At 41.1% G+C, this 20,096-nt stretch carries 14 protein-coding genes; 11 read left to right on the top strand and 3 right to left on the bottom strand.

Going from position 1 to position 20,096, the window contains the following annotated elements; translation table 11 throughout:
- Positions 1–579: 579 nt before the first annotated feature.
- Together F991_RS09635 and F991_RS09640 are read right to left on the bottom strand one after the other, a co-directional pair.
- Positions 580–1,614 (bottom strand): ABC transporter substrate-binding protein, encoded by a 1,035-nt coding sequence (locus tag F991_RS09635; RefSeq protein ID WP_004670895.1) that lies wholly within the window; start codon positions 1,612–1,614, stop codon positions 580–582.
- Complete coding sequence (locus tag F991_RS09640) at positions 1,615–2,205, bottom strand: ANTAR domain-containing response regulator (protein WP_004670897.1); 591 nt, start codon at positions 2,203–2,205, stop codon at positions 1,615–1,617.
- Positions 2,206–2,779: 574 nt separating this feature from the next.
- On the opposite strand from F991_RS09640, the gene F991_RS09645 reads away from it, so the two are divergent.
- The 5 genes from F991_RS09645 (at position 2,780) to mobA (ending at position 11,834) form a co-directional block, all read left to right on the top strand.
- Positions 2,780–4,132 (top strand): MFS transporter, encoded by a 1,353-nt coding sequence (locus F991_RS09645; protein WP_004670899.1) that lies wholly within the window; start codon positions 2,780–2,782, stop codon positions 4,130–4,132.
- Between the two features lie 27 nt (positions 4,133–4,159).
- On the top strand, positions 4,160–6,709 hold the full coding sequence (nirB, locus tag F991_RS09650) for a nitrite reductase large subunit NirB (RefSeq protein ID WP_004670901.1): 2,550 nt from the start codon (positions 4,160–4,162) through the stop codon (positions 6,707–6,709).
- An 11-nt stretch (positions 6,710–6,720) separates the two neighbouring features.
- The gene (gene nirD / locus F991_RS09655; protein WP_004670903.1) at positions 6,721–8,343 is read left to right on the top strand and encodes a nitrite reductase small subunit NirD; all 1,623 of its coding nucleotides are present in this window, start codon (positions 6,721–6,723) and stop codon (positions 8,341–8,343) included.
- 84 nt (positions 8,344–8,427) lie between these two features.
- On the top strand, positions 8,428–11,208 hold the full coding sequence (locus tag F991_RS09660; protein ID WP_004670905.1) for a nitrate reductase: 2,781 nt from the start codon (positions 8,428–8,430) through the stop codon (positions 11,206–11,208).
- Positions 11,205–11,834 carry a molybdenum cofactor guanylyltransferase gene (gene mobA, locus F991_RS09665; protein ID WP_004670907.1) on the top strand — a complete coding sequence of 210 codons (630 nt, stop codon included), beginning with the start codon at positions 11,205–11,207 and terminating at the stop codon, positions 11,832–11,834. Before F991_RS09660 ends, mobA begins: the two co-directional genes overlap by 4 nt.
- A gap of 44 nt (positions 11,835–11,878) precedes the next feature.
- On the opposite strand, the gene dsdA is transcribed toward mobA, so the two are convergent.
- Entirely contained in the window at positions 11,879–13,210 is a 1,332-nt protein-coding gene (gene dsdA / locus F991_RS09670; RefSeq protein ID WP_004670911.1) for a D-serine ammonia-lyase, read from the bottom strand.
- Positions 13,211–13,494: 284 nt separating this feature from the next.
- Between dsdA and F991_RS09675 the strand changes: the two genes are divergently transcribed.
- The 6 genes from F991_RS09675 to F991_RS09700 all read left to right on the top strand — a co-directional run bounded on the left by F991_RS09675 (position 13,495) and on the right by F991_RS09700 (position 20,048).
- Complete coding sequence (locus tag F991_RS09675; RefSeq protein ID WP_004670913.1) at positions 13,495–15,780, top strand: molybdopterin-dependent oxidoreductase; 2,286 nt, start codon at positions 13,495–13,497, stop codon at positions 15,778–15,780.
- 279 nt (positions 15,781–16,059) lie between these two features.
- A complete protein-coding gene (gene moaA, locus F991_RS09680) occupies positions 16,060–17,091 on the top strand; it encodes a GTP 3',8-cyclase MoaA (RefSeq protein WP_004670915.1) in 1,032 nt (343 codons plus the stop codon).
- A 26-nt stretch (positions 17,092–17,117) separates the two neighbouring features.
- The gene (locus tag F991_RS09685; RefSeq protein ID WP_004670917.1) at positions 17,118–17,369 is read left to right on the top strand and encodes a MoaD/ThiS family protein; all 252 of its coding nucleotides are present in this window, start codon (positions 17,118–17,120) and stop codon (positions 17,367–17,369) included.
- A 2-nt stretch (positions 17,370–17,371) separates the two neighbouring features.
- Positions 17,372–17,869: a molybdenum cofactor biosynthesis protein MoaE gene (locus tag F991_RS09690; RefSeq protein ID WP_004670918.1), complete on the top strand. Its 498-nt coding sequence runs from the start codon at positions 17,372–17,374 to the stop codon at positions 17,867–17,869.
- A 17-nt stretch (positions 17,870–17,886) separates the two neighbouring features.
- Entirely contained in the window at positions 17,887–18,810 is a 924-nt protein-coding gene (gene moaCB / locus F991_RS09695; protein ID WP_004670920.1) for a bifunctional molybdenum cofactor biosynthesis protein MoaC/MoaB, read from the top strand.
- On the top strand, positions 18,810–20,048 hold the full coding sequence (locus tag F991_RS09700) for a molybdopterin molybdotransferase MoeA (RefSeq protein ID WP_004670922.1): 1,239 nt from the start codon (positions 18,810–18,812) through the stop codon (positions 20,046–20,048). The genes moaCB and F991_RS09700 overlap by 1 nt, the downstream gene beginning before the upstream one ends.
- Positions 20,049–20,096: the final 48 nt, after the last annotated feature.

Below are 20,096 nucleotides of genomic sequence, written 5' to 3' on the forward strand. Positions count from 1 at the left end.
ATATAATGAAAACTTTGCAAGGAATTGGCAATGTTAAAAAATGACAAAATTCACCTTATTTTATTTTTTAATATTCTAAACTGAATTACACCAATTGGTTCAGAGGATTTGTGTAACTTGACAGTCAATATGCATCAAATATTATGATATTTAACCCATTTATGATCCATAGATCTATAAAGCCTAAGCATATTCAAATTAAAAAATAAGCCTGAGTATAATAATTTAATATATTGTTTTTATTTGATTTTATTGTTTTTTCTACATATGGGTTAACCCTAATTATTTAGATGTTTATGCATATCAGCGCTTGGCCTGTTGCATGTTACCGCTGAATCAGCGGCTAGATTTAGCTAAATCTGCCAAGCTGATTGTTTGTTAGGCATCACTTTGCGTTTATGAATTGGCAAAAGTGATGCATTTCTATATTTTGGATGGCAGTTAATGACATGAAAATGTCCGAAAAAGATAAGCTTTATTTGAGTAATATCACTATTACTTAAGAGACTGCTTTGATTGGCGTGGTCTCTTTTGGGTCTTTCAGCGCTGTCTTTATATTTAAAGGCAGCTTTTTTTACGCTAAGATTTTATCGCTTCACTTTCTGCGGCAGAGTAAGTGTCTAATAACAAGCAGTTTTGTGCTGGATCAGTACACGAAGATGCCTTGATATTAGGACTGTGCCATTTTTGCATTTGTTCAAATAACCATGCAAAGTCTTTTTGCTTGGGTTCAGCATCATCGTGAATGAAGTTTCGTATGATATTTTGAATATTAAAATACTTTTCAACATGAACCTCTGGTGAGCAGTTGAATTGAATAATCTCAAATTCAATCAGAAGCTGCCAGACGGGTGCAAAATCTTCGAGCTCTCTAAGTTCACGTTGTGCTCTAATAATGGCAGTGGTTAACGCGATCAAAGTATTGGGGTGTTGTTGTGCCCATTCTTGGGTAACCGCTAATACTTTATCTGCAACGTTGGGAATAATATCTTGGCTTGAACAAATGATATGGCTTAATCCAAGCAGTTCGGGTTGAGTATTCCATGGCTCCCCGACACAAAAACCATCAATTAGATGATTGCTGAGCGCTTCAGCCATATAAGGAGGTGGAAGCGTTTTTACCTGAATGGAGTGTGCTAAATCCGCATCGGCCAACGCTAACCATTCTCTTAAACAATAGTGATGAATAGAGTGCTGAAATACATGGGCTAAGGAAATAGGATGATTTGTCTTTATTTTTTGCACCAATTTCTGTGCAGAAATTTCAGCCGAGTCTTGTTTTTGAATGTTTAATTCATAACAGAGCTTTTGACTTAGACTGATAAATGCACGGTTTTCGCTCAAAACTAAAGGGGTTTGTAATGGGATGCCAATTTGATCGGCTGCCACTGCTGCTGCAGGTAACATTGCTGATAAGCAATGAGCAGCGTCCAGCAAACCAAAGGCAAGTCGATCACGTAGGCTTGCCCAAGATGCTTCCTGTACTAAGCTAATATCTAAGCCCACATCTTCAAAGAAGCCACGTTGTTTAGCCCAAAGCAATGCAACACAGTCAAGTAAAGGGATATAGCCGAGCTGTAATTGGGTTTTTTCTAATTTTGCTAAATGGCTCATCTATTCATCCTTCAATTGGTTGTTTAATAGTTGTTGCGCATCGAGCAAGCGACGAGCCATCTCACCAATCGTCATACGATGACTCATGGCATTTTTTCTAAGTAATTGAAAGGCAGTGTCTTCACTCAAACCGTGCAGTTTCATCAATAATACTTTGGCTTTATCTATATCTTTACGGTCTGCAAGTTTGGTTTTTGCATCTTTAAGATCACCTTCTAGCTTTTTATGCTTCTTATATTGCTCAATGGATATCTCTAAAATGGTATGTAAGCGAGAAGGGTCAATGCCATCGACGATATAGGCTGTAATCCCCGCATCAATCGCTTGTTTAATGGTGTCTTTATCCGTGTTTTTGGTAAAAAGTACCGTAGGTAAGTCAAAACTGCTGACACAGTTCTCAATCACATCGCGATGCGGGTGATCCATATCAAGCAAAATGACATCTGCTTGAAGGTGTTCTAGATTAAAAATATTAAGGTGATCTAAGGTAAAACAAGCGACTACATCAAAGTCATGTTCTGTTAAACAGGTTTTAATGTATTCCGCCCGAGCCTGATCATCGTCTATGAGAACAATTTTGAGTTTCGGCATAAGTATAAGAGTCAAACTGTCGGTATATGCACATTCTGAATAAAGTGCTGTGAGTAGGGGCTGTGCAATGCATGGTTGAAATGTCGACAGACCCTATTATTTTTTTAAGCAATATTAATGCCATCAGAAAACTTCCGATTCGGTGCAAACGCCCCAGAAGTAGATAGTTTATGCGCTTTATTGTATCGCTGCTCGTTTATTTGAAAAAATGAAATCTGGGCTGCAAGTGTTAAAAAACTGAATATGAGCCTTTTTGGTGCGTAAAAAGTGTTGTTATGAAGCAAGGTGAATTGTGCTTTAAAACAGGTCATCACAATTTTTAGGGGTAAAAGATGTGTTTCACTTATATCTATGATGTCTGAAATTTACTAACAAATACATATAAAACAATGGTTAACCTTGTTTTTAATTTTATATTGGTTTATTTGGCACAACATTTGCTAGTTAAATACTGAGTCAAAGACGACTTTTCAAAAAAAATTGTAAGACGGCCAACGATGTCCGATCTGATCGGTTTGTTTACACAATGTTTGTGTCAACAACACAGTACACGTTCAGTAAAGGAGAGATGGCAATGTCTTTAGATTTATCGGCCAAAAAAGCCACATCAATTAAGTTATTCAACTTTTCCGCACCAGCGATGCGTGCATTCCACATGAGCTGGCTTGCATTCTTCGTCTGTTTCTTTGCTTGGTTTGCTTGTGCTCCTCTTATGCCTGTGATTGCAGGTGAGTTCAATTTAACCATAGATCAAATTGCCAATATCAATATTGCAGCTGTCGCGATCACGATTGTCGTTCGTCTTATCGTTGGACCACTGTGTGACAAATACGGTCCACGCAAAACCTATACCGCATTATTGCTGATCGGGAGTATTCCTGTATTCGGTGTTGCTTCAGCAAATAGCTATGAATCTTTCTTATTTTTCCGTTTATTGATTGGTGCGATCGGTGCCAGTTTTGTGATTACGCAATATCACACCAGTATTATGTTTGCGCCAAATGTGGTGGGGACTGCAAATGCTGCTTCTGCTGGTTGGGGTAATGCGGGTGGTGGTGCGACTCAAGTCTTGATGCCATTGATGCTTGCGGCGTTGGTGATGTTTGGTGTCGAGCAGGCAATGGGTTGGAGAATCGCACTGCTTGTTCCTGGTCTGTTGATGGTCATTGTCGGGGGACTTTACTGGAAATACACGCAAGATTGCCCACAAGGAAACTTTAAAGAGCTTCGTGCACAGGGTATCTCGGTTGGCAGCGATAAAAAAGGCGGGATGGCGATTCTGATGCACGCGGCGCGTAACTATCGTGTGTGGATCTTATTTGTTTCTTATGCAGCGTGTTTTGGTATTGAGATCTTCATCCATAACATCATCGCCATGTATTACGTCACACATTTTGATTTTGGTTTAAAAGAAGCGGGTTTAGCGGCAGGTATCTTTGGTTTGTTGGCACTATTTGCCCGTGCATTAGGTGGCATGGTTTCAGACAAAGTCGCATTGAAGCGAGGTTTGGACGGACGTACTAAGATTCTATTTTTACTGATTTTGGGTGAGGGTTTGTTCTTGATCCTTTTCTCTCAAATGAACAGCGTTACGTTAGCTATTCTTAGCATGACCATCTTCGCATTGTTCACTCACATGGCATGTGGAGCGACCTACGCACTGGTTCCATTTATTGATCGTGAAGCTCTAGGTGGTGTGGCAGGCATTATTGGTGCAGGTGGTAACGTCGGTGCTGTTGCAGCAGGATTTTTATTGAAAGGCATGTTGGATATCCAAACATGTTTAATGGTTTTAGGTGGCTTAGTTGTGATCACTGCGGGTTCTGTGATGTTCATTCGATTCTCGGTAGAGCATAAAGAAAAAGAACAACGCTTATTTGAACAAGCTCTTGTAGAACGCCACGCAGAACAAAACAGCGCAGCTTAATCGAAATCAGATTTTAGGAGAAACACAATGAAATTAGTGATGATTGGTCACGGCATGGTAGGTCATAAATTCATCGAAGCCATTTTAGAGAAAGCTGATGATGAGTTAGAAATCACCATTCTTGCAGAAGAACCACGTATTGCTTATGACCGTGTACATTTGACTGAGTACTTCTCTGGTAAATCGGCAAAAGACTTGTCACTTGCACGTTTTGATTTTGCCGATGCACACGGGATCGATTTACGCTTAAATACCAAAGCAACTGCGATTGATACAATTGAACAGACTGTTACCACGAATCATGGGGATGTGATTCACTATGACAAATTAGTTTTGGCAACAGGTTCTTATGCTTTTGTTCCGCCAATATCAGGTAATGATCGTGAGAATTGCTTTGTCTACCGTACGCTTGAAGATTTGGATGCGATTCGCGCAGCAAGTTTAAATGCCAAAACAGGTGTGGTGATCGGTGGTGGCTTACTTGGCTTGGAAGCAGCGAAAGCATTACGAGATCTAAACTTAGAAACACATGTTGTTGAATTTGCACCACGCTTGATGGCAGTGCAAATTGATGATTTGGGTGGGAAAGTATTACGTCGTAAAATTGAAAATCTTGGGGTGAAAGTTCACACCCAAAAAGCAACATCTTCTATTGAAGCAGGTGCAGAAGCAACGCATGTGATGAAGTTTGCTGATGGCAGCGAGCTTGAAACCGATATTATTTTATTCTCAGCAGGTATTCGTCCGCGTGATGAATTGGCTCGTTCGAGTGGTTTAGTCCTCGGTGAGCGTGGCGGTATTAAAATCAACGATTACTGCCAAACCTCAAATGAAAACATTTATGCGATTGGTGAATGTGCGCTGTGGGATAACAAAATTTATGGTTTAGTTGCACCGGGCTATGACATGGCACGTATTGCAGCAAAACATATTTTGGTTGAGGAAACGCACAGTTTCGCAGGTGCCGACATGAGCACCAAGCTGAAATTGATGGGTGTCGATGTTGCATCAGTGGGTGATGCACATGGTATGACTCCAAACTCTCTCAGCTATTTCTATGCTGACGAAGACGCCTTGGTTTATAAAAAGATCGTGGTCGATGCTGATAAAACCAAATTGCTTGGCGCGGTTTTGGTGGGTGATGCAGCCGAATATAACGATCTATTGCAAATGATGCTGAATGGCTTGGCATTACCTGAAACGCCTGAAAGTTTAATTATGCCGGGCTTTGCTGATTCAGGTGCAAAAGCAGGAGGCGGTAGTGGCGTTGACTTACTACCTGATAGTGCCACCATTTGTTCGTGTAATAACGTATCTAAAGCTGATATTTGTCAAGCAATCTGTGATGGTTCAACCTCACTCGGTGCTTTGAAAAAATGCACTAAAGCTGCAACCGCTTGTGGTGGTTGTGCGCCACTCGTAACTCAAGTATTAAAGTCTGAGTTACAACGCCAAGGTGTTACAGTCAATAACCATATTTGCGAACACTTCCCGTACTCACGCCAAGAGTTGTATCACTTGGTCCGTGTCAATGAAATCAAAACTTTTGATGATTTGATTCATCAACATGGTCATGGTTTAGGTTGTGATATTTGTAAGCCAACGGCTGCCAATATTTTGGCATCGTGCTGGAATGATTTTGTGCTTGAACCAAGTCATGCAGGCTTACAAGACAGTAATGATTACTACTTGGGTAATATCCAAAAAGATGGTTCTTATTCAGTTGTGCCACGTATGGCAGGCGGTGAAGTTACACCAGATGGTTTGATTGCGGTCGGTCAAATCGCTAAGAAATATAATTTGTATACCAAAATTACTGGCGGTCAACGTGTCGACTTATTCGGCGCGCAAATCCATGAGCTTCCATTCATTTGGGAAGAACTCAACGCGGCTGGCTTTGAATCTGGTCACGCTTACGGTAAATCATTGCGTACTGTGAAGTCTTGTGTGGGTAGCACATGGTGTCGTTATGGCGTTGATGACTCTGTAGGCTTAGCGATTGAACTTGAGAATCGTTACAAAGGTTTACGTTCACCACATAAATTGAAAATGGCGGTTTCGGGTTGTACGCGTGAGTGTGCCGAAGCGCAAGGCAAAGATGTGGGCGTGATTGCAACTGAGAAAGGCTGGAACTTATACGTCTGTGGTAACGGCGGTATGAAACCTCGCCATGCTGAGTTACTGGCATCAGATTTAGATACTCAAACCTTGATTCGCTATATTGACCGCTTCTTTATGTTCTATATCCAAACCGCAGATCGTTTACAACGTACTAGCGTATGGCGTGACAATATGGAAGGTGGTTTAGATTACTTGAAAGCCGTAATTGTCGATGATTCATTGGGTCTAGCAGAAGAGCTTGAAAATCGTATGAGTCATGTGATTGGTACGTATCAAGATGAATGGCGTACTGCGGTGGAAAATCCTGAAATCCGCAAACGCTTCCAAACTTATATTAATGCAAGTGCAGATGAACAAGCTGATCCACACATTCAGTTTACCCAAGTACGTGATCAAATCCGTCCTTTAAATGACGCAGAGCGTTCAGTTGATCGTATTCCAATGGTTGAAGCATAAGGAGAATTAAAATGACGAACTTAAAAGATTTAAATATGCTTCCTGAAGATCAATGGATTGATGTCTGTGCTTTGAATGACATTACACCGAATACAGGTGTTGGGGCATTGGTGGGTGAGCAAACAGTGGCCTTGTTCCGTGTGGGTCATGAAAAACGTATTTATGCATTGAGCAATAAAGATCCGTTTAGTCAAGCGAATGTGATGTGTCGTGGCATTATTGGTGATTTGCAAGGCGAGCGTGTGATTGCATCGCCGATCTATAAGCAGCATTTCAGTTTAGCGACGGGACGTTGTTTGGAAGATAAAGATCAAAAGCTTTTGGTCTTTCCAACTAAAATTGAAGAAGGTCGGGTATGGGTGAGTCCAGTCCCACAAAAGACTTACATCACCAATAACGGTGCTTCTCAAGAAAAATTAAAACTGGTGCTTATCGGTAATGGCTTAGCGGGCATGCGCTGTCTGGAAGACTTACTTGATATGGCGCCAGATCGTTATGAAGTGACCGTAATTGGTGAAGAGCCTTGGGGCAACTACAACCGCATTATGTTGTCGCATGTACTTTCAGGTGAGAAAACCATCGATGATATTATGCTGCATCCACATGCATGGTATAGCGATAAAGGCATCAAGTTCATCGCTGATGATCCTGCGGTAAAGATCGATCGTACACGCAAAACCGTACATACCCAAAAAGGTGAAAGTGTTGATTATGATCGTCTGATTATTGCGACAGGATCGTCGCCATTCATTCCGCCAGTTCAAGGTGTCGATCTAAAAGGTGTGATCAGCTTCCGTGATATTTACGATGTAAATACCATGATCAACTATGCTGAAAGCAAGAAGAATGCAGTGGTGATTGGTGGAGGCTTACTTGGTTTAGAAGCTGCTTATGGTCTGGTACAGCGTGGTATGAATGTCACTGTATTGCATTTGATGGATCGTATCATGGAGCGTCAGCTTGATAGTCGAGCAAGTGCGATGTTACGCCATAGTATCGAACAGAAAGGCATCAATATTATTACTGAGGCAAATACAGAAGCCTTGATTGCGGATGAACATGATCATGTTAAACAAGTTCGTTTAAAAGATGGGACTGTTTTAGACGCTGATCTTGTGATTTTTGCAGTGGGCATCCGTCCAAATATCGCATTGGCACAAAGCGCAGGCTTACGTTGTAATCGTGGTATCTTGGTCAATGACACCATGCAAACCTTCGACCCAAGTATCTATGCGGTAGGTGAGTGTATCGAACACCGTAATCAAACCTTTGGTCTGGTTGAGCCGCTATGGGGACAAGCATTTATCTGTGCAACTCATTTGGCAGAGCATGGTAGTTTGACTTTCAAATCACCAACGGTTCCAACGCAGCTTAAAGTCAGTGGTGTAGATGTCTTCTCGGCGGGTAACTTTGAACTGAAAGATGACTATGAAGACATCATTCTCAACGACGAGAAACGCCAAATTTACAAGCGCATTATTATCCAAAAGGATCGAGTGATTGGTGCCGTTCTATTTGGTGATACCGAAGATGGCATGTGGTATGCCGAACTGATTGCAGATCAAACGCCAGTGTCGACATTTAGAAATAAATTGTTATTTGGTAAAGATTTTGCAATGAAAAAAGCTGGGTAATCCTCTTTGGCTTAGGGGGGGATCCTCCTAAGCCAAAAATAGAATGTGAAATGTAGGCAGAAATGAATTAGGTAAGGGGCAGTCATGAACAGTATTCAAAATTTAGAACACATTCGCTCCGATCATGTAGAAAAAATCATTACAAAAACAACTTGTCCCTATTGTGGTGTTGGTTGTGGTGTGGATGTTACCGTCCAGCATAAAGCACAATCCACAACTGTACAGGTAGCTGGAGATACAGCACACCCAGCAAACTTTGGTCGACTGTGTATCAAAGGCAGTAATTTAGCAGATACTTTAGGTTTAGAAACACGTGTCTTGAACCCAATGTTCGGGCGTAAAAATCATCGGACCGCCACCACTTGGGATGCTGCCATTGAGAAAATTGCAGACCAATTCCAAGCCTGTATCGATCAATATGGTCGTGACAGCGTTGCATTTTACGTGTCGGGTCAGCTACTGACTGAAGACTACTATGTGGTCAATAAATTCGTGAAAGGTTATCTTGGCACGGCGAATATCGATACCAACTCACGTCTATGTATGTCATCTGCCGTAGCTGCACATAAACGTGCCTTTGGCGAGGATATCGTCCCTGCAAGTTATGAAGACTTTGAACATGCTGATATGGTGGTATTGGTCGGTTCAAATACGGCTTGGTGTCATCCTGTTTTATATCAACGCATCATGCAGGCAAAAACTAAAAATCCAGATTTATTTGTAGTGGTGGTTGACCCAAGATTCACCAGTACCTGTGAACAAGCTGATTTACATTTGCCAATTTTACCGGGGCAGGATGTCGCTTTATTTAATGGTTTATTGCAGCATTTATATCACAATGATTTTGTAGATCATCATTTTGTTGAATCTTATACAGAAGGTTTATCAGCACTTTTAGAGGCGAGTCACAGCGAACAAGATTTTAATGCCTTGGTGAAACGTACGGGTATTTCTGCGGAAAAATTACAACTGTTTTTTGATAAGTTTGCCAATACTGAAAAAGTCGTCACCTTATTTTCTATGGGGGTCAATCAATCCTCTCAAGGGGTAAATAAAGCCAATAGCATTATCAATTGCCATTTATTGACTGGAAAAATTGGTAAGTTGGGGGCAGCGCCGTTCTCAATGACAGGGCAACCCAATGCAATGGGTGGGCGTGAGGTTGGCGGTTTGGCGAATATGCTGGCAGCGCATATGGATATTGATAATCCATCGCATCAAACACTTGTACAAAACTTTTGGAACAGCCCAGTGATAGCCAATCAAGCAGGCTTGAAAGCGGTTGATTTGTTCCAAGCGGTAGAAAGTGGAAAGATCAAAGCCATTTGGATTATGGCGACCAATCCAGTGGTGAGCTTACCTGATGCTGATCAAGTCAAACGTGCTTTGGAAAAATGTGAGTTTGTGGTTGTTTCTGATATATGTGCAGATACAGATACCACTGCTTATGCCGATGTGCTGTTACCGGCTTTAGGTTGGGGTGAGAAAGATGGCACAGTGACCAACTCGGAACGCCGTATTTCTCGTCAACGTGCTTTCCTACCCGCACCAAAACAAACCAAAGCAGATTGGTGGGCCGTGTGTGAGGTGGCGAAGAAGCTTGGTTTTAGTGGCTTTGATTTTAATAATGCCTGCGATATTTTTAATGAACATGCAGCGCTGTCCGCCTATGAAAATGCTAGCTTAGATCAGCGTGATCAGGTCGAAAATTTTCGTTATTTCAACTTGAAAGGCTTAATGAATTTAAGCGTAGATGAATATAATCACTTACAACCTATTCAATGGCCCGTTTGGGAAAAAGGCCAGAGTATTATGGTTGAGCAACTTTTTGATCAAGGGCGCTTTAGCCATAAAAATAGCAAGGCCAAATTGATTCCAACGGTTGCGATTGATCCTGTCAATGCGACTTCTGAAGATTATCCATTGATATTGAATACAGGTCGTATCCGTGACCAATGGCATACCATGACACGGACAGGTTTATCAGAGAATTTGACGACACACCGAGCTGAACCTTTTTGTGAGATTCATCCCAATGATGCCTTAAAGTTTGGTATTCGTGATAAAGGTTTAGTCGAAGTGCGTTCAGCATGGGGCAGTTGTGTATTACGTGTGACGCTGGCGCATGGTGTACGCCGTGGACAAATCTTTGCACCGATTCATTGGACTGAACAAGTGGCCTCCGATGCTCGAATTGGTACGGTGGTCAACCCAGTGGTAGATGCCATTTCAGGTGAACCTGAATTTAAACATACACCTGTGGCGATTCAGCCTTTCCATACCACTTGGCAAGGGGTATTGTATGTTCGAGAGGGGTTTGAACATCACATCAAAAACTCACTACAAACCTGTGCTTGGTGGACCAAGATTAAGACGGCTAAAGCAATGCGTTATGAAATTGCAGACCGCCATAATTTTGATCAAACGCAACGAAATCTTAAAAACTTCTTACCTTTTGTCGATGAAACCTATGAGTGGTTAAGTCTGGATGATGTTTCAGCACAATTGAGTCATAGTGTGATTTTGAAGGATGGCATTCTTATTGCTAGTTTATATATCGCACCAGCAGAGTTGTTGCCTGATCGAGATTGGGTTGCTACGCTATTTAAACGTGAGCGATTGAGTGCGTTACATCGTAAAGCTTTGTTGGCTGGTATGCCGATGTCGGCGGCGAACAATGATGGACCATTGGTGTGTAGTTGCTTTAAAGTAGGTAAAAATAAAATCATCGAAGCCATTAAAACCCAAAATATCACGCATGAAAAACAAGTGACTGCATGTTTAAAAGCAGGCGGAAATTGCGGTTCATGTTTACCCGAGATTCGTGGCTTGATCAAAACCTGTCAATTGGAGGCAGAAGTATGAATACAGAGTTTCCCGCTACAGATCTGGTGATCTTGGCGGGAGGGCAAGCACGCCGTATGAACGGTATGAACAAACTTTTACAACAATTTGATGACCAAGTTCAACTCTCAAAAATCTGTCAAAATTTTAAAGCTGAAGTGCAAAATATCTGGGTCAATAGTCACCGTGATAGTTCGATTTATAAACATATTGAACCTGATATTCAGTGCTATGCAGATGATCAAAGTGGTTTCCTTGGACCTTTGATGGGAATGAAAAGCGCTTGGTCACAGGTGCAATCAGACTATGTTCTATTCATTCCTTGTGATGTGACTTATATCCCAAATCAGGTTTTGGCAAAACTTCATCGTGCTTTGCAGAAAAGTACGCTCGCTCAAGTGGCATATGTCATGATTAATGGCGATGCTTTATATCCATTTTGCTTATTAAAAAGACAAAGTTTGCAGATTTTAGAAAAACAAATAACAGCAAATAAATTAAGTTTACGTGCATGTTTTAAACTTTTACATGCACAAAATGTCTCATTTCAGAAGCAAAGTTTATTTTGTCATAGCATAAATTCTCTAGATGAATTACAGCAATATCAGCAGATCAAAGATTTTAAGCGGATGCTTATTTCGAATTAATGGTTGTATGTCTTTTCTGTTAAATCACTTTAAAAGAAAACGACTTACTTTTCGGATTTTTTGAGGTAATTCTCCATTTCTTCAGCAGGTACCATGCCACCGCCAGTTCCCCAAACGATATGATTGGCATTTTCAAGCTGATCATCTGTTAGTTGGTGTAAAATGGCATACTCTTGATGCTGGCTGATCAATATTGGGCCTAACATGCCAGCTAAAGCTGAGGGTTCTAGCTTGAGGTTTTCAGATTGGTTAAGCATGCCAAGTAATAGATACATCGTTTGGTCTTCAATTGTATAAAAGCCATCCAATAATCTTTCCATTGCGCGACCAACAAATCCTGATGCACGACCCACAGCGAGACCGTCAGCAGCGGTAATATTATCAATCCCAATGTCTTGAACAGAAATTCCATCATGTAGACCGCTAGCAACACCTAGTAGCATACATGGTGAGTGCGTGGGTTCAGCGAAAATACAATGCACATGATCACCAAAAGCCATTTTTAACCCAAAGGCGACGCCACCAGGGCCACCACCAACACCACAAGGCAAATAAACGAACAAAGGGTGATCTTGATCCACAACGATATCTTTCTGTGCTAGCTGTTTCTTTAAACGTTCGCCTGCAACTGCATAACCTAAAAATAAAGTTTGCGAATTTTCATCATCAATGAAAAAACAATTCGGATTTGCTAAGGCTACTTTTCGACCTTCTTCTACAGCAACACCGTAATCTTGCTCATATTCAATCACAGTGACACCGTGTGATCGTAACTTATCTTTTTTCCATTGGCGTGCATCTGCTGACATATGCACAGTGACATCAAAGCCAAGTTTCGCACTCATTATTCCGATGGAAAGCCCTAGGTTTCCTGTTGAGCCGACGGCAATACTGTATTGGCTAAAAAACTGTTTAAACTCAGGTTGGCTTAATTTTGAATAATCATCTTTAATTGTTAATAAACCTGCTTGAAGTGCAAGCTTTTCAGCATGGTAGAGCACTTCGTAAATACCGCCGCGTGCTTTAATTGAACCTGAGATTGGTAGATGGCTATCTTTTTTAAGCCAGAGTTTACCGGAAACTTTTTCCCCGAAGTGGGCTTCAACTGCGTGTTGCATATTAGGAATGTTTATAAGCTCAGATTCGATGATACCTTTTGTGATTATTGTTTCAGGAAATACAGCCATCAAATAAGGAGCAAAACGTTTTAAACGGTCGCGAGCATCATCAATATCTGTTTGATCGAGTCCAACGTAGGGCAAGCCTTCGCTAAGTGATGTGAATTGGGAATTAAACCAAATTGTCTCTTTGAGTTCGATCAGATCTTTAATGATCGGATGTTGTGTAATCAGGAGCTTAATCTGATCTGAATCCATAAGTGTGCTCATCAGGTTTAAATAAAATAACAATGCAGCCTAGCGTAAAGTTTTTTTAAATTTAAGACCAGTGTTCTTGACCTTTTTTTAAATAAGTTCTATTTTGGAACTCGATTAATTTTAATTCAGATGAACATGTGCAAATAAGCTTTAAATTAACCATCCCAACACAATCATGTCGAAACCAGTGTTGAATATGATCAAAATTTTTTAGATGTTATGAGATCAGCAAGGAAAATTTGTTTAATGGGCCAATTTTCATAACAAGGATAAGGTGAAAACACATGACAATAACAACGCCAGCATCGAGACAGGATGTAACCGCATGCATTCTATGTTCACGAAATTGTGGACTGAGTGTAGAAATCGAAAATAACCAATTTAAGAAAATCAAAGGTGATCCTCAGCATCATTTTTCACAAGGTTATATCTGTCAAAAGGCAGCACGATTACAGCATTACCAACAACATGCTGATCGGTTAGCTAAGCCGCTTAAACGCCAAGCTGATGGTTCGTTTATAGAAATTGATTGGGGGCAAGCGATTCAGGAGATTGCTGATCAACTGGTACAGATCCGTAACACCTATGGTGGAACTGCTTTCGCTTCAGTTGGTGGTGGTGGACAGGGCAATCACTTAGGCGCAGCCTATGGTCGTCAGTTGTTATATGCCATGAAAAGTTTTTATGCATATAACTCTTTGGCACAGGAAAAAACAGGTGATTTTTGGGTAAATGGTCGTTTGTTTGGAAGCCAAGCTTGTCATACCACAGAAGATGTTGAACATGCTGATTATGTCTTGTTTATTGGAACCAACCCATTTCAGGCGCATGGTATTCCAAATGCACGGGATACTTTAAAACATATCAAAAAAGATCCCGATCGAACCATGGTGGTGTTTGATCCGCGGCGGACAGAAACTGCCAAACAAGCTGATATTCATGTTCAATTAAAACCAGGAACAGATTCGTATCTAATGTCAGCCATGATCGCGATCATGTTACGTGAAAACTTATACGACCAATCGTTTATTCAACAACATACCCATGGATTTGAACAAGTTAAGCAGGCTTTCTTTAACATTCCTGTGGAAGAATACATTCAAAAAGCAGATGTTCCAATTGAGCTGATTTATCAAATTGTTCGCGATTTCGCCAAAGCAAAAAGTGCTTGTGTACGAATTGATTTAGGTATTCAACATACTTTGAATACGACCTTGAATGGCTATTTAGAGAAGCTTTTATATTTATTAGCAGGGCATTTTGGTAAACAAGGGACCAATAACTTACATACGATGTTCATTCCGATTTTGACTGATACCGATGAGCGAAACCCTAAATATCGTCGTACAGTTCATCATAAAATGTTTCCGATTTCTGGATTTTTCCCGCCAAATATTTTACCTGATGAAATTCTAAAAGCAGGTGAAAAACGGGTTCGTGCGGTATTTGTCGATAGTTGTAATCCGTTACTTACATATCCCGATACTTCAGCCTATGAACAGGCTTTTCAATCGCTTGATCTCTTAGTCGTGGTAGATGTGGCGATGACAGAAACTGCACGTTTGGCGCATTATATCCTGCCTGCACATACTCAGTTCGAGAAATGGGAGTTTACGGGGTTTAATTTGGAATTTCCTAAAAATGGCTTCCATTTACGCCATCCACTTTTTCAAGCACAGGGCGATACCCTGACTGAAGCAGAAATTTACACGCGTTTGCTCGAAGCGATGCAGGTGATGCCGAAACAGTTTCCTATTTTGAGTAAGATTGCAGCAAAAGATTCGGCGAATCGGATTTATCTAGCGTATTTTGCAGCACTTGGAGTGAGTTTCGCTCGAAATAAGAAATTAATTCCTTTTGCAGCATCTATTGTGTATCGCACTTTAGGCAAGACTTTACCAAATGACGCTGCGTCTACCGCATTGTTACTTCCATTATGTATGCAGTATGCGGCTCAGCATTATAAAGCTGTGAAGCGAGCAGGATATGTGGGTAATCGTCTCAATTTAGGTGTTAAATTGTTCCAAACCATCTTAGAACAACGTTCAGGTGTGGTGTTGTCACAACATGAATATGCAGATGTATGGCGTTTGATTGCTTATAAAGATCAGAAAATTCGCCTAGCGATTCCTGAAATGTTTGTCGAGTTGGCACAATTGGCTCAACAATCACCACATTTATCGAATGATTATCCATTCATTCTATTGGCAGGTGAACGTCGTAGCTATAACGCCAATCAAATCTATCGTGATCCAGCATGGCGTAAAGTTGATGCAGAAGGACGCTTAAGAATGAACCCTGAAGATGCATTGAAACTTGGGGTGGAAACAGGTCATTCTTTGCAATGTCTTTCTGAGCATGGGCAGATTCAAGTTACTGTTGAGCTTGATGAGGGGATGCGTAAGGGTGTAGTGTCATTACCACATGGTTATGGTTTGCGTTATCGTGGCGGTGAGCCAATAGGACCGCAGCTAAATCGACTAACGTCTACTCAGCATTGTGATCCCTTGTCCAAGACGCCATATCATAAGTATGTACCTGTGCGTTTAGAGCTTGTACAAGCGTCGTGAGACAAGAATGATGCCGCACTCATTTGTTTCGTTTTTACGGAATAGTGGTAAAAGATGGTGCGCTATGGTTGGGGACGATATGATGCATAACTACATTAATCGTTGTTTTATGATTGAAGAAGTTGCTTAATTGAACGAATAAACGACACAACACGCATCAATTATTATAGATTGGAATAATTATTGCTATAAAAAAGCAACCCACAGCGATTAGTCAAACGATGATGCACAGCATTTGTGCTAACCACAGTGGGAAGATTCACAATATGAGTGCATATAATGACGCATGAGATAGCCAACACGCCATTACCGATTTTAAAGGATCAGTATGGTCGTATTAAACGGAAGTTACGGATTTCTGTGACTGATCGTTGCAATTTCAAATGCATTTATTGTATGCCTGAACATCCAGAATGGATGAAAAAACAAGATTTACTGAGTTTTGAGGCTTTGTTGGTATTTTGCCAGTATATGGTTCAACAAGGCATTGAAAACATCCGTATTACGGGTGGTGAGCCATTAATGCGTCAGGGCGTCGTTCACTTTATTCGTGATTTGCAAGCTTTGAGAGCTTTAGGCTTGAAGCGTATTTCGATCACGACTAACGCACATTATCTCGCAAAATATGCACAACAGCTTAAAGATGCGGGTTTAGATGATTTAAACATTAGCCTTGATAGCTTAGATGCTGCTCAATTTAAAATATTAACAAAAAAAGATTTAGCGCCTGTTTTAGCGGGGATCGAATCAGCTCAGCAAGCCCAACTGCCATTTAAAATCAATTGTGTATTGATGAAAGGTCAGAATGATGACCAAATTTTGCCGATGGTGAAATGGGCAAAACATCACAATATTCCATTACGGTTTATCGAGTTTATGCCTTTGGATGGTGATCAGCATTGGACAGATCAAGCTGTGGTCAGTGAGGCGGAAATTTTAGAACAACTCAAACCGCACTATGATATTCAGCAGCTCATCCAACAACAACATGAACCTGCACGTCAATATCAACTCGATGGAACATATCGTATCGGCATTATTTCGACCATTACCCATTCATTTTGTGGTGAATGTGATCGGATTCGATTGACTGCACTGGGTGAGTTATATAATTGTCTTTTTGCGCAACAAGGCTTAAATATTAAGCCCTATTTGCTAGATGCAATTCGGCAACAAGGTTTAGATAAAGCGATTGATTTCCATCAACTCGATTTACAAATAAAGCCTTATATATGGCAAAAAGCGAAAGGTTATCACGCGATACAACATCAGCAGTTACGTAAGATTAGTATGCATATGTTGGGTGGTTAGTTTGGAAAATGTGGTCTGGAGAAGAAATGCAAACTGTTGAAATTAAAATTGAAGCCTTTGGTGCTATAGAGCGATTATTACCAAAGGCATTGGCATTTGAGTTTGCTGCTGGTCAATTGGTTCAAGATGTGCTCACACATGTAGTATCACTTTATCCTGAGTCTGCAACCGCGATGGAAAAATGCGCTTGTGCTATTGGGGAGGACATCGTAGCTCGACAAACAGCATTGGCTTCTTCATGTACATTAGTGCTGTTATCACCAGTCGCAGGAGGATAAAAATGCGTGAATTTGCTAGAGTTCAAGATCAAGCTTTACGTTTAGATTGTTTTGATCCAATTCAAAGCTTTCCTGAATGTGGTGGTATTGATATTTTTGTTGGTACGGTGCGTAATCATCATGAAGGAAAAGCGGTTAAAGCCTTAAAATATACGGCTTATACACCCGTCGCTGAAAAAATGATTCGTGAGATCGAGCAGCAAATAAAAGATAAATATCAGGTTTCATATGTGCGAGTTATGCATCGTATCGGCTTTTTGGATGTCAGCGAAACCGCGATTATTGCGATTGCTTATGCTGCTCATCGCCGTGAAGCATTTCAGGCTTGCGAAGAAGCAGTGGAACGGGTCAAGCATGAAGTGCCGATTTGGAAAGAGGAATTCTTTATGGATGGCACCAGCCAATATGTTGAGGGTTGTTGTATCCGCAAAGATACGACTGAAGTCGAGACTCAACCTCATGTTCATAGCCATTGCACACATGAGCATACACACGAATAAGGTTTTAGGAAGTTAAAATGAAAAATGTTGGGATGAAACCTGAAAGTTATCGTGTCGCAGAAGCACAAGCAATTTTATATGCACCACCACATTGTATTCAGTTGCTGCGTGATGGAAATACCGAAAAAGGCGATGCCTTGAAAACAGCCCGTATCGCAGGTATTTTGGCGGCGAAACGCACAGATGAACTTATTCCACTGTGTCATCCTTTACCGATCTATCGTGCTGATGTGGAATATGACCTACAAGATGATCATGTCGTGATTTTGACTACGGTAGAAACCATTGGGCCAACTGGGGTTGAGATGGAAGCGTTAACCGCTGCGAGTTTAGCTGGGTTGACCATTTACGATATGTTAAAACCACATTGTGAGCCTGACGAACTTTGTTTAGATCAGTGTAAGTTGCTGAAGAAAAAAGGTGGTAAGTCTCACTTTAAACGCACCTTGCGTCAGCCAGTTTCGGCGGCTGTGATTGTTCTTTCTGACACGGTTGCAGCAGGGCGTAAACCTGATACTGCGGGTAAATCCGTGGTTGATACTTTGACTGAGGCTGGATTTGATCCGATTCATTATCAAATCTTAGCCGATGAACCAGATCAGTTGAAAGATTTGGTTTTAGAGCTGACCAAGTCCTATGCATGTATTATGACGGTAGGCGGTACTGGGATTAGTAAGCGTGATATTACCGTCGATACACTTGAACCTCTCATGGAACGTAAATTAGATGGTTTGATGGAAGCTTCTCGTGCATTTGGTCAAAGACGTACCCCTTATGCTGCGATGTCTCGTGGTGTTGCTGGTTTTATTGATCGTTCATTGGTGGTGACTTTACCGGGTAGTCGCGGTGGCGCAAGTGAATCAATGGCCGCAATTTTACCAGCGTTAGTCCATATTTTTGATGTGTGCCGTGACTTACCTCATCCTGGAGGTTATGAATAATGTCTGGATGTGGTGCTGAAAAAGGTTTAATCAGTATTGATGAAGCATTACAACTGATTCAAACACGACCTCAAGTACTTGCGACAGAGACATTGCCTTTAGGGCAATGTCTTAATCGTTATTTAGCCAAAGCTGTGTATTCAGAAGTGAATCTCCCTAATTTTTCGCAAAGCGCAGTCGATGGCTATGCGTTGAATACTTCGCTTGAGTATCTCCAAGACGCTTATTTTGAGCTGAAGGGCGAAATCAAAGCAGGAAGTGTATCTGATCGTCCGTTGCAGCAGGGGCAAGCGATTCGGATATTTACAGGCGGAAAAATTCCTGAAGGTACAACACATGTTGCACGACAGGAAATCGTCGTTGTTGAGTCTGATGCTAAAATTCGGTTAGCTGAACATATCAAACCAGAAGCAGATATTCGATTTACTAGTGAAGAAATCCAAGTTGGCCAACAATTGGCTGATGTTGGCCAGAAAATTAATATTGGTGCACTTGCTGCACTGAGTATGGCTGGCGTACAAACCATCGATGTGTTTAGTGTGCCCAAAGTTGCCGTTGTGGTTACAGGTGATGAAGTTGCGGAAACGACAGCGGATTTACAAGCAGGTAAAGTTTTCGATGCTAATGGCCCATTGTTGAAAGCATGGTTCAATGATTATGGGCTAGATGTGGAGATTTTGCATATTGCTGATGAAGCAGAACAAGTCAGACACTGCTTTGAACAGTTGAAACAACAGTATGATGTGATTATTACCACTGGCGGTGTTTCAGTTGGAGATTATGACTTTGTACGTCCTTGTGCATTTGAAACGGGTTTTGAGCAAGTTTTTTGGAAAGTAAAACAAAAACCGGGTAAACCGCTGTTTTTTGCAGAATATAAGCCACTAAATGGTGAGGGCCAACCTTGTTATTTACTTGGATTACCGGGAAATCCAGCCGCCGTATATGTAGCAATGCAGATTTATGGCAAAACTTTATTAGATGCTCTACAAAATCAAGATCAGCCACTAGAGTGGTTTAGCGCTGTCCTGACGCATGAACTCAAATCAGATGCGCGTGAACGTTTTTTGAGAATGCATGCCTACTTTGAATACGGGCAACTTAAACTACAAAGCTTGGCTAAACAGCAATCTCATATGCTGAGTAATCTCATGCATGCAAATTGTTTGGTTCGTATTCCTGCCAATATTAAAATAGAAGCAGGACAACTGGTCTCTGGGCTATTTATTCACGATTAGGATTTGATTGTATTCTGTAAACTAATTGTTTTTTTCACTTTTAGCTCA

This window comes from Acinetobacter sp. CIP-A165, assembly GCF_000367985.1.
GTDB lineage: Bacteria > Pseudomonadota > Gammaproteobacteria > Pseudomonadales > Moraxellaceae > Acinetobacter.

Bases quoted from the DNA above. Each gene is read 5' to 3' on its own strand.
- F991_RS09635 (WP_004670895.1), bottom strand. From the start codon at position 1,614: ATGAGCCATTTAGCAAAATTAGAAAAAACCCAATTACAGCTCGGCTAT.
- F991_RS09690 (WP_004670918.1), top strand. From the start codon at position 17,372: ATGCGTGAATTTGCTAGAGTTCAAGATCAAGCTTTACGTTTAGATTGT.
- dsdA (WP_004670911.1), bottom strand. From the start codon at position 13,210: ATGGATTCAGATCAGATTAAGCTCCTGATTACACAACATCCGATCATT.
- mobA (WP_004670907.1), top strand. From the start codon at position 11,205: ATGAATACAGAGTTTCCCGCTACAGATCTGGTGATCTTGGCGGGAGGG.
- F991_RS09675 (WP_004670913.1), top strand. From the start codon at position 13,495: ATGACAATAACAACGCCAGCATCGAGACAGGATGTAACCGCATGCATT.
- F991_RS09700 (WP_004670922.1), top strand. From the start codon at position 18,810: ATGTCTGGATGTGGTGCTGAAAAAGGTTTAATCAGTATTGATGAAGCA.
- F991_RS09645 (WP_004670899.1), top strand. From the start codon at position 2,780: ATGTCTTTAGATTTATCGGCCAAAAAAGCCACATCAATTAAGTTATTC.
- nirB (WP_004670901.1), top strand. From the start codon at position 4,160: ATGAAATTAGTGATGATTGGTCACGGCATGGTAGGTCATAAATTCATC.
- nirD (WP_004670903.1), top strand. From the start codon at position 6,721: ATGACGAACTTAAAAGATTTAAATATGCTTCCTGAAGATCAATGGATT.
- F991_RS09640 (WP_004670897.1), bottom strand. From the start codon at position 2,205: ATGCCGAAACTCAAAATTGTTCTCATAGACGATGATCAGGCTCGGGCG.
- F991_RS09660 (WP_004670905.1), top strand. From the start codon at position 8,428: ATGAACAGTATTCAAAATTTAGAACACATTCGCTCCGATCATGTAGAA.
- F991_RS09685 (WP_004670917.1), top strand. From the start codon at position 17,118: ATGCAAACTGTTGAAATTAAAATTGAAGCCTTTGGTGCTATAGAGCGA.
- moaCB (WP_004670920.1), top strand. From the start codon at position 17,887: ATGAAAAATGTTGGGATGAAACCTGAAAGTTATCGTGTCGCAGAAGCA.
- moaA (WP_004670915.1), top strand. From the start codon at position 16,060: ATGACGCATGAGATAGCCAACACGCCATTACCGATTTTAAAGGATCAG.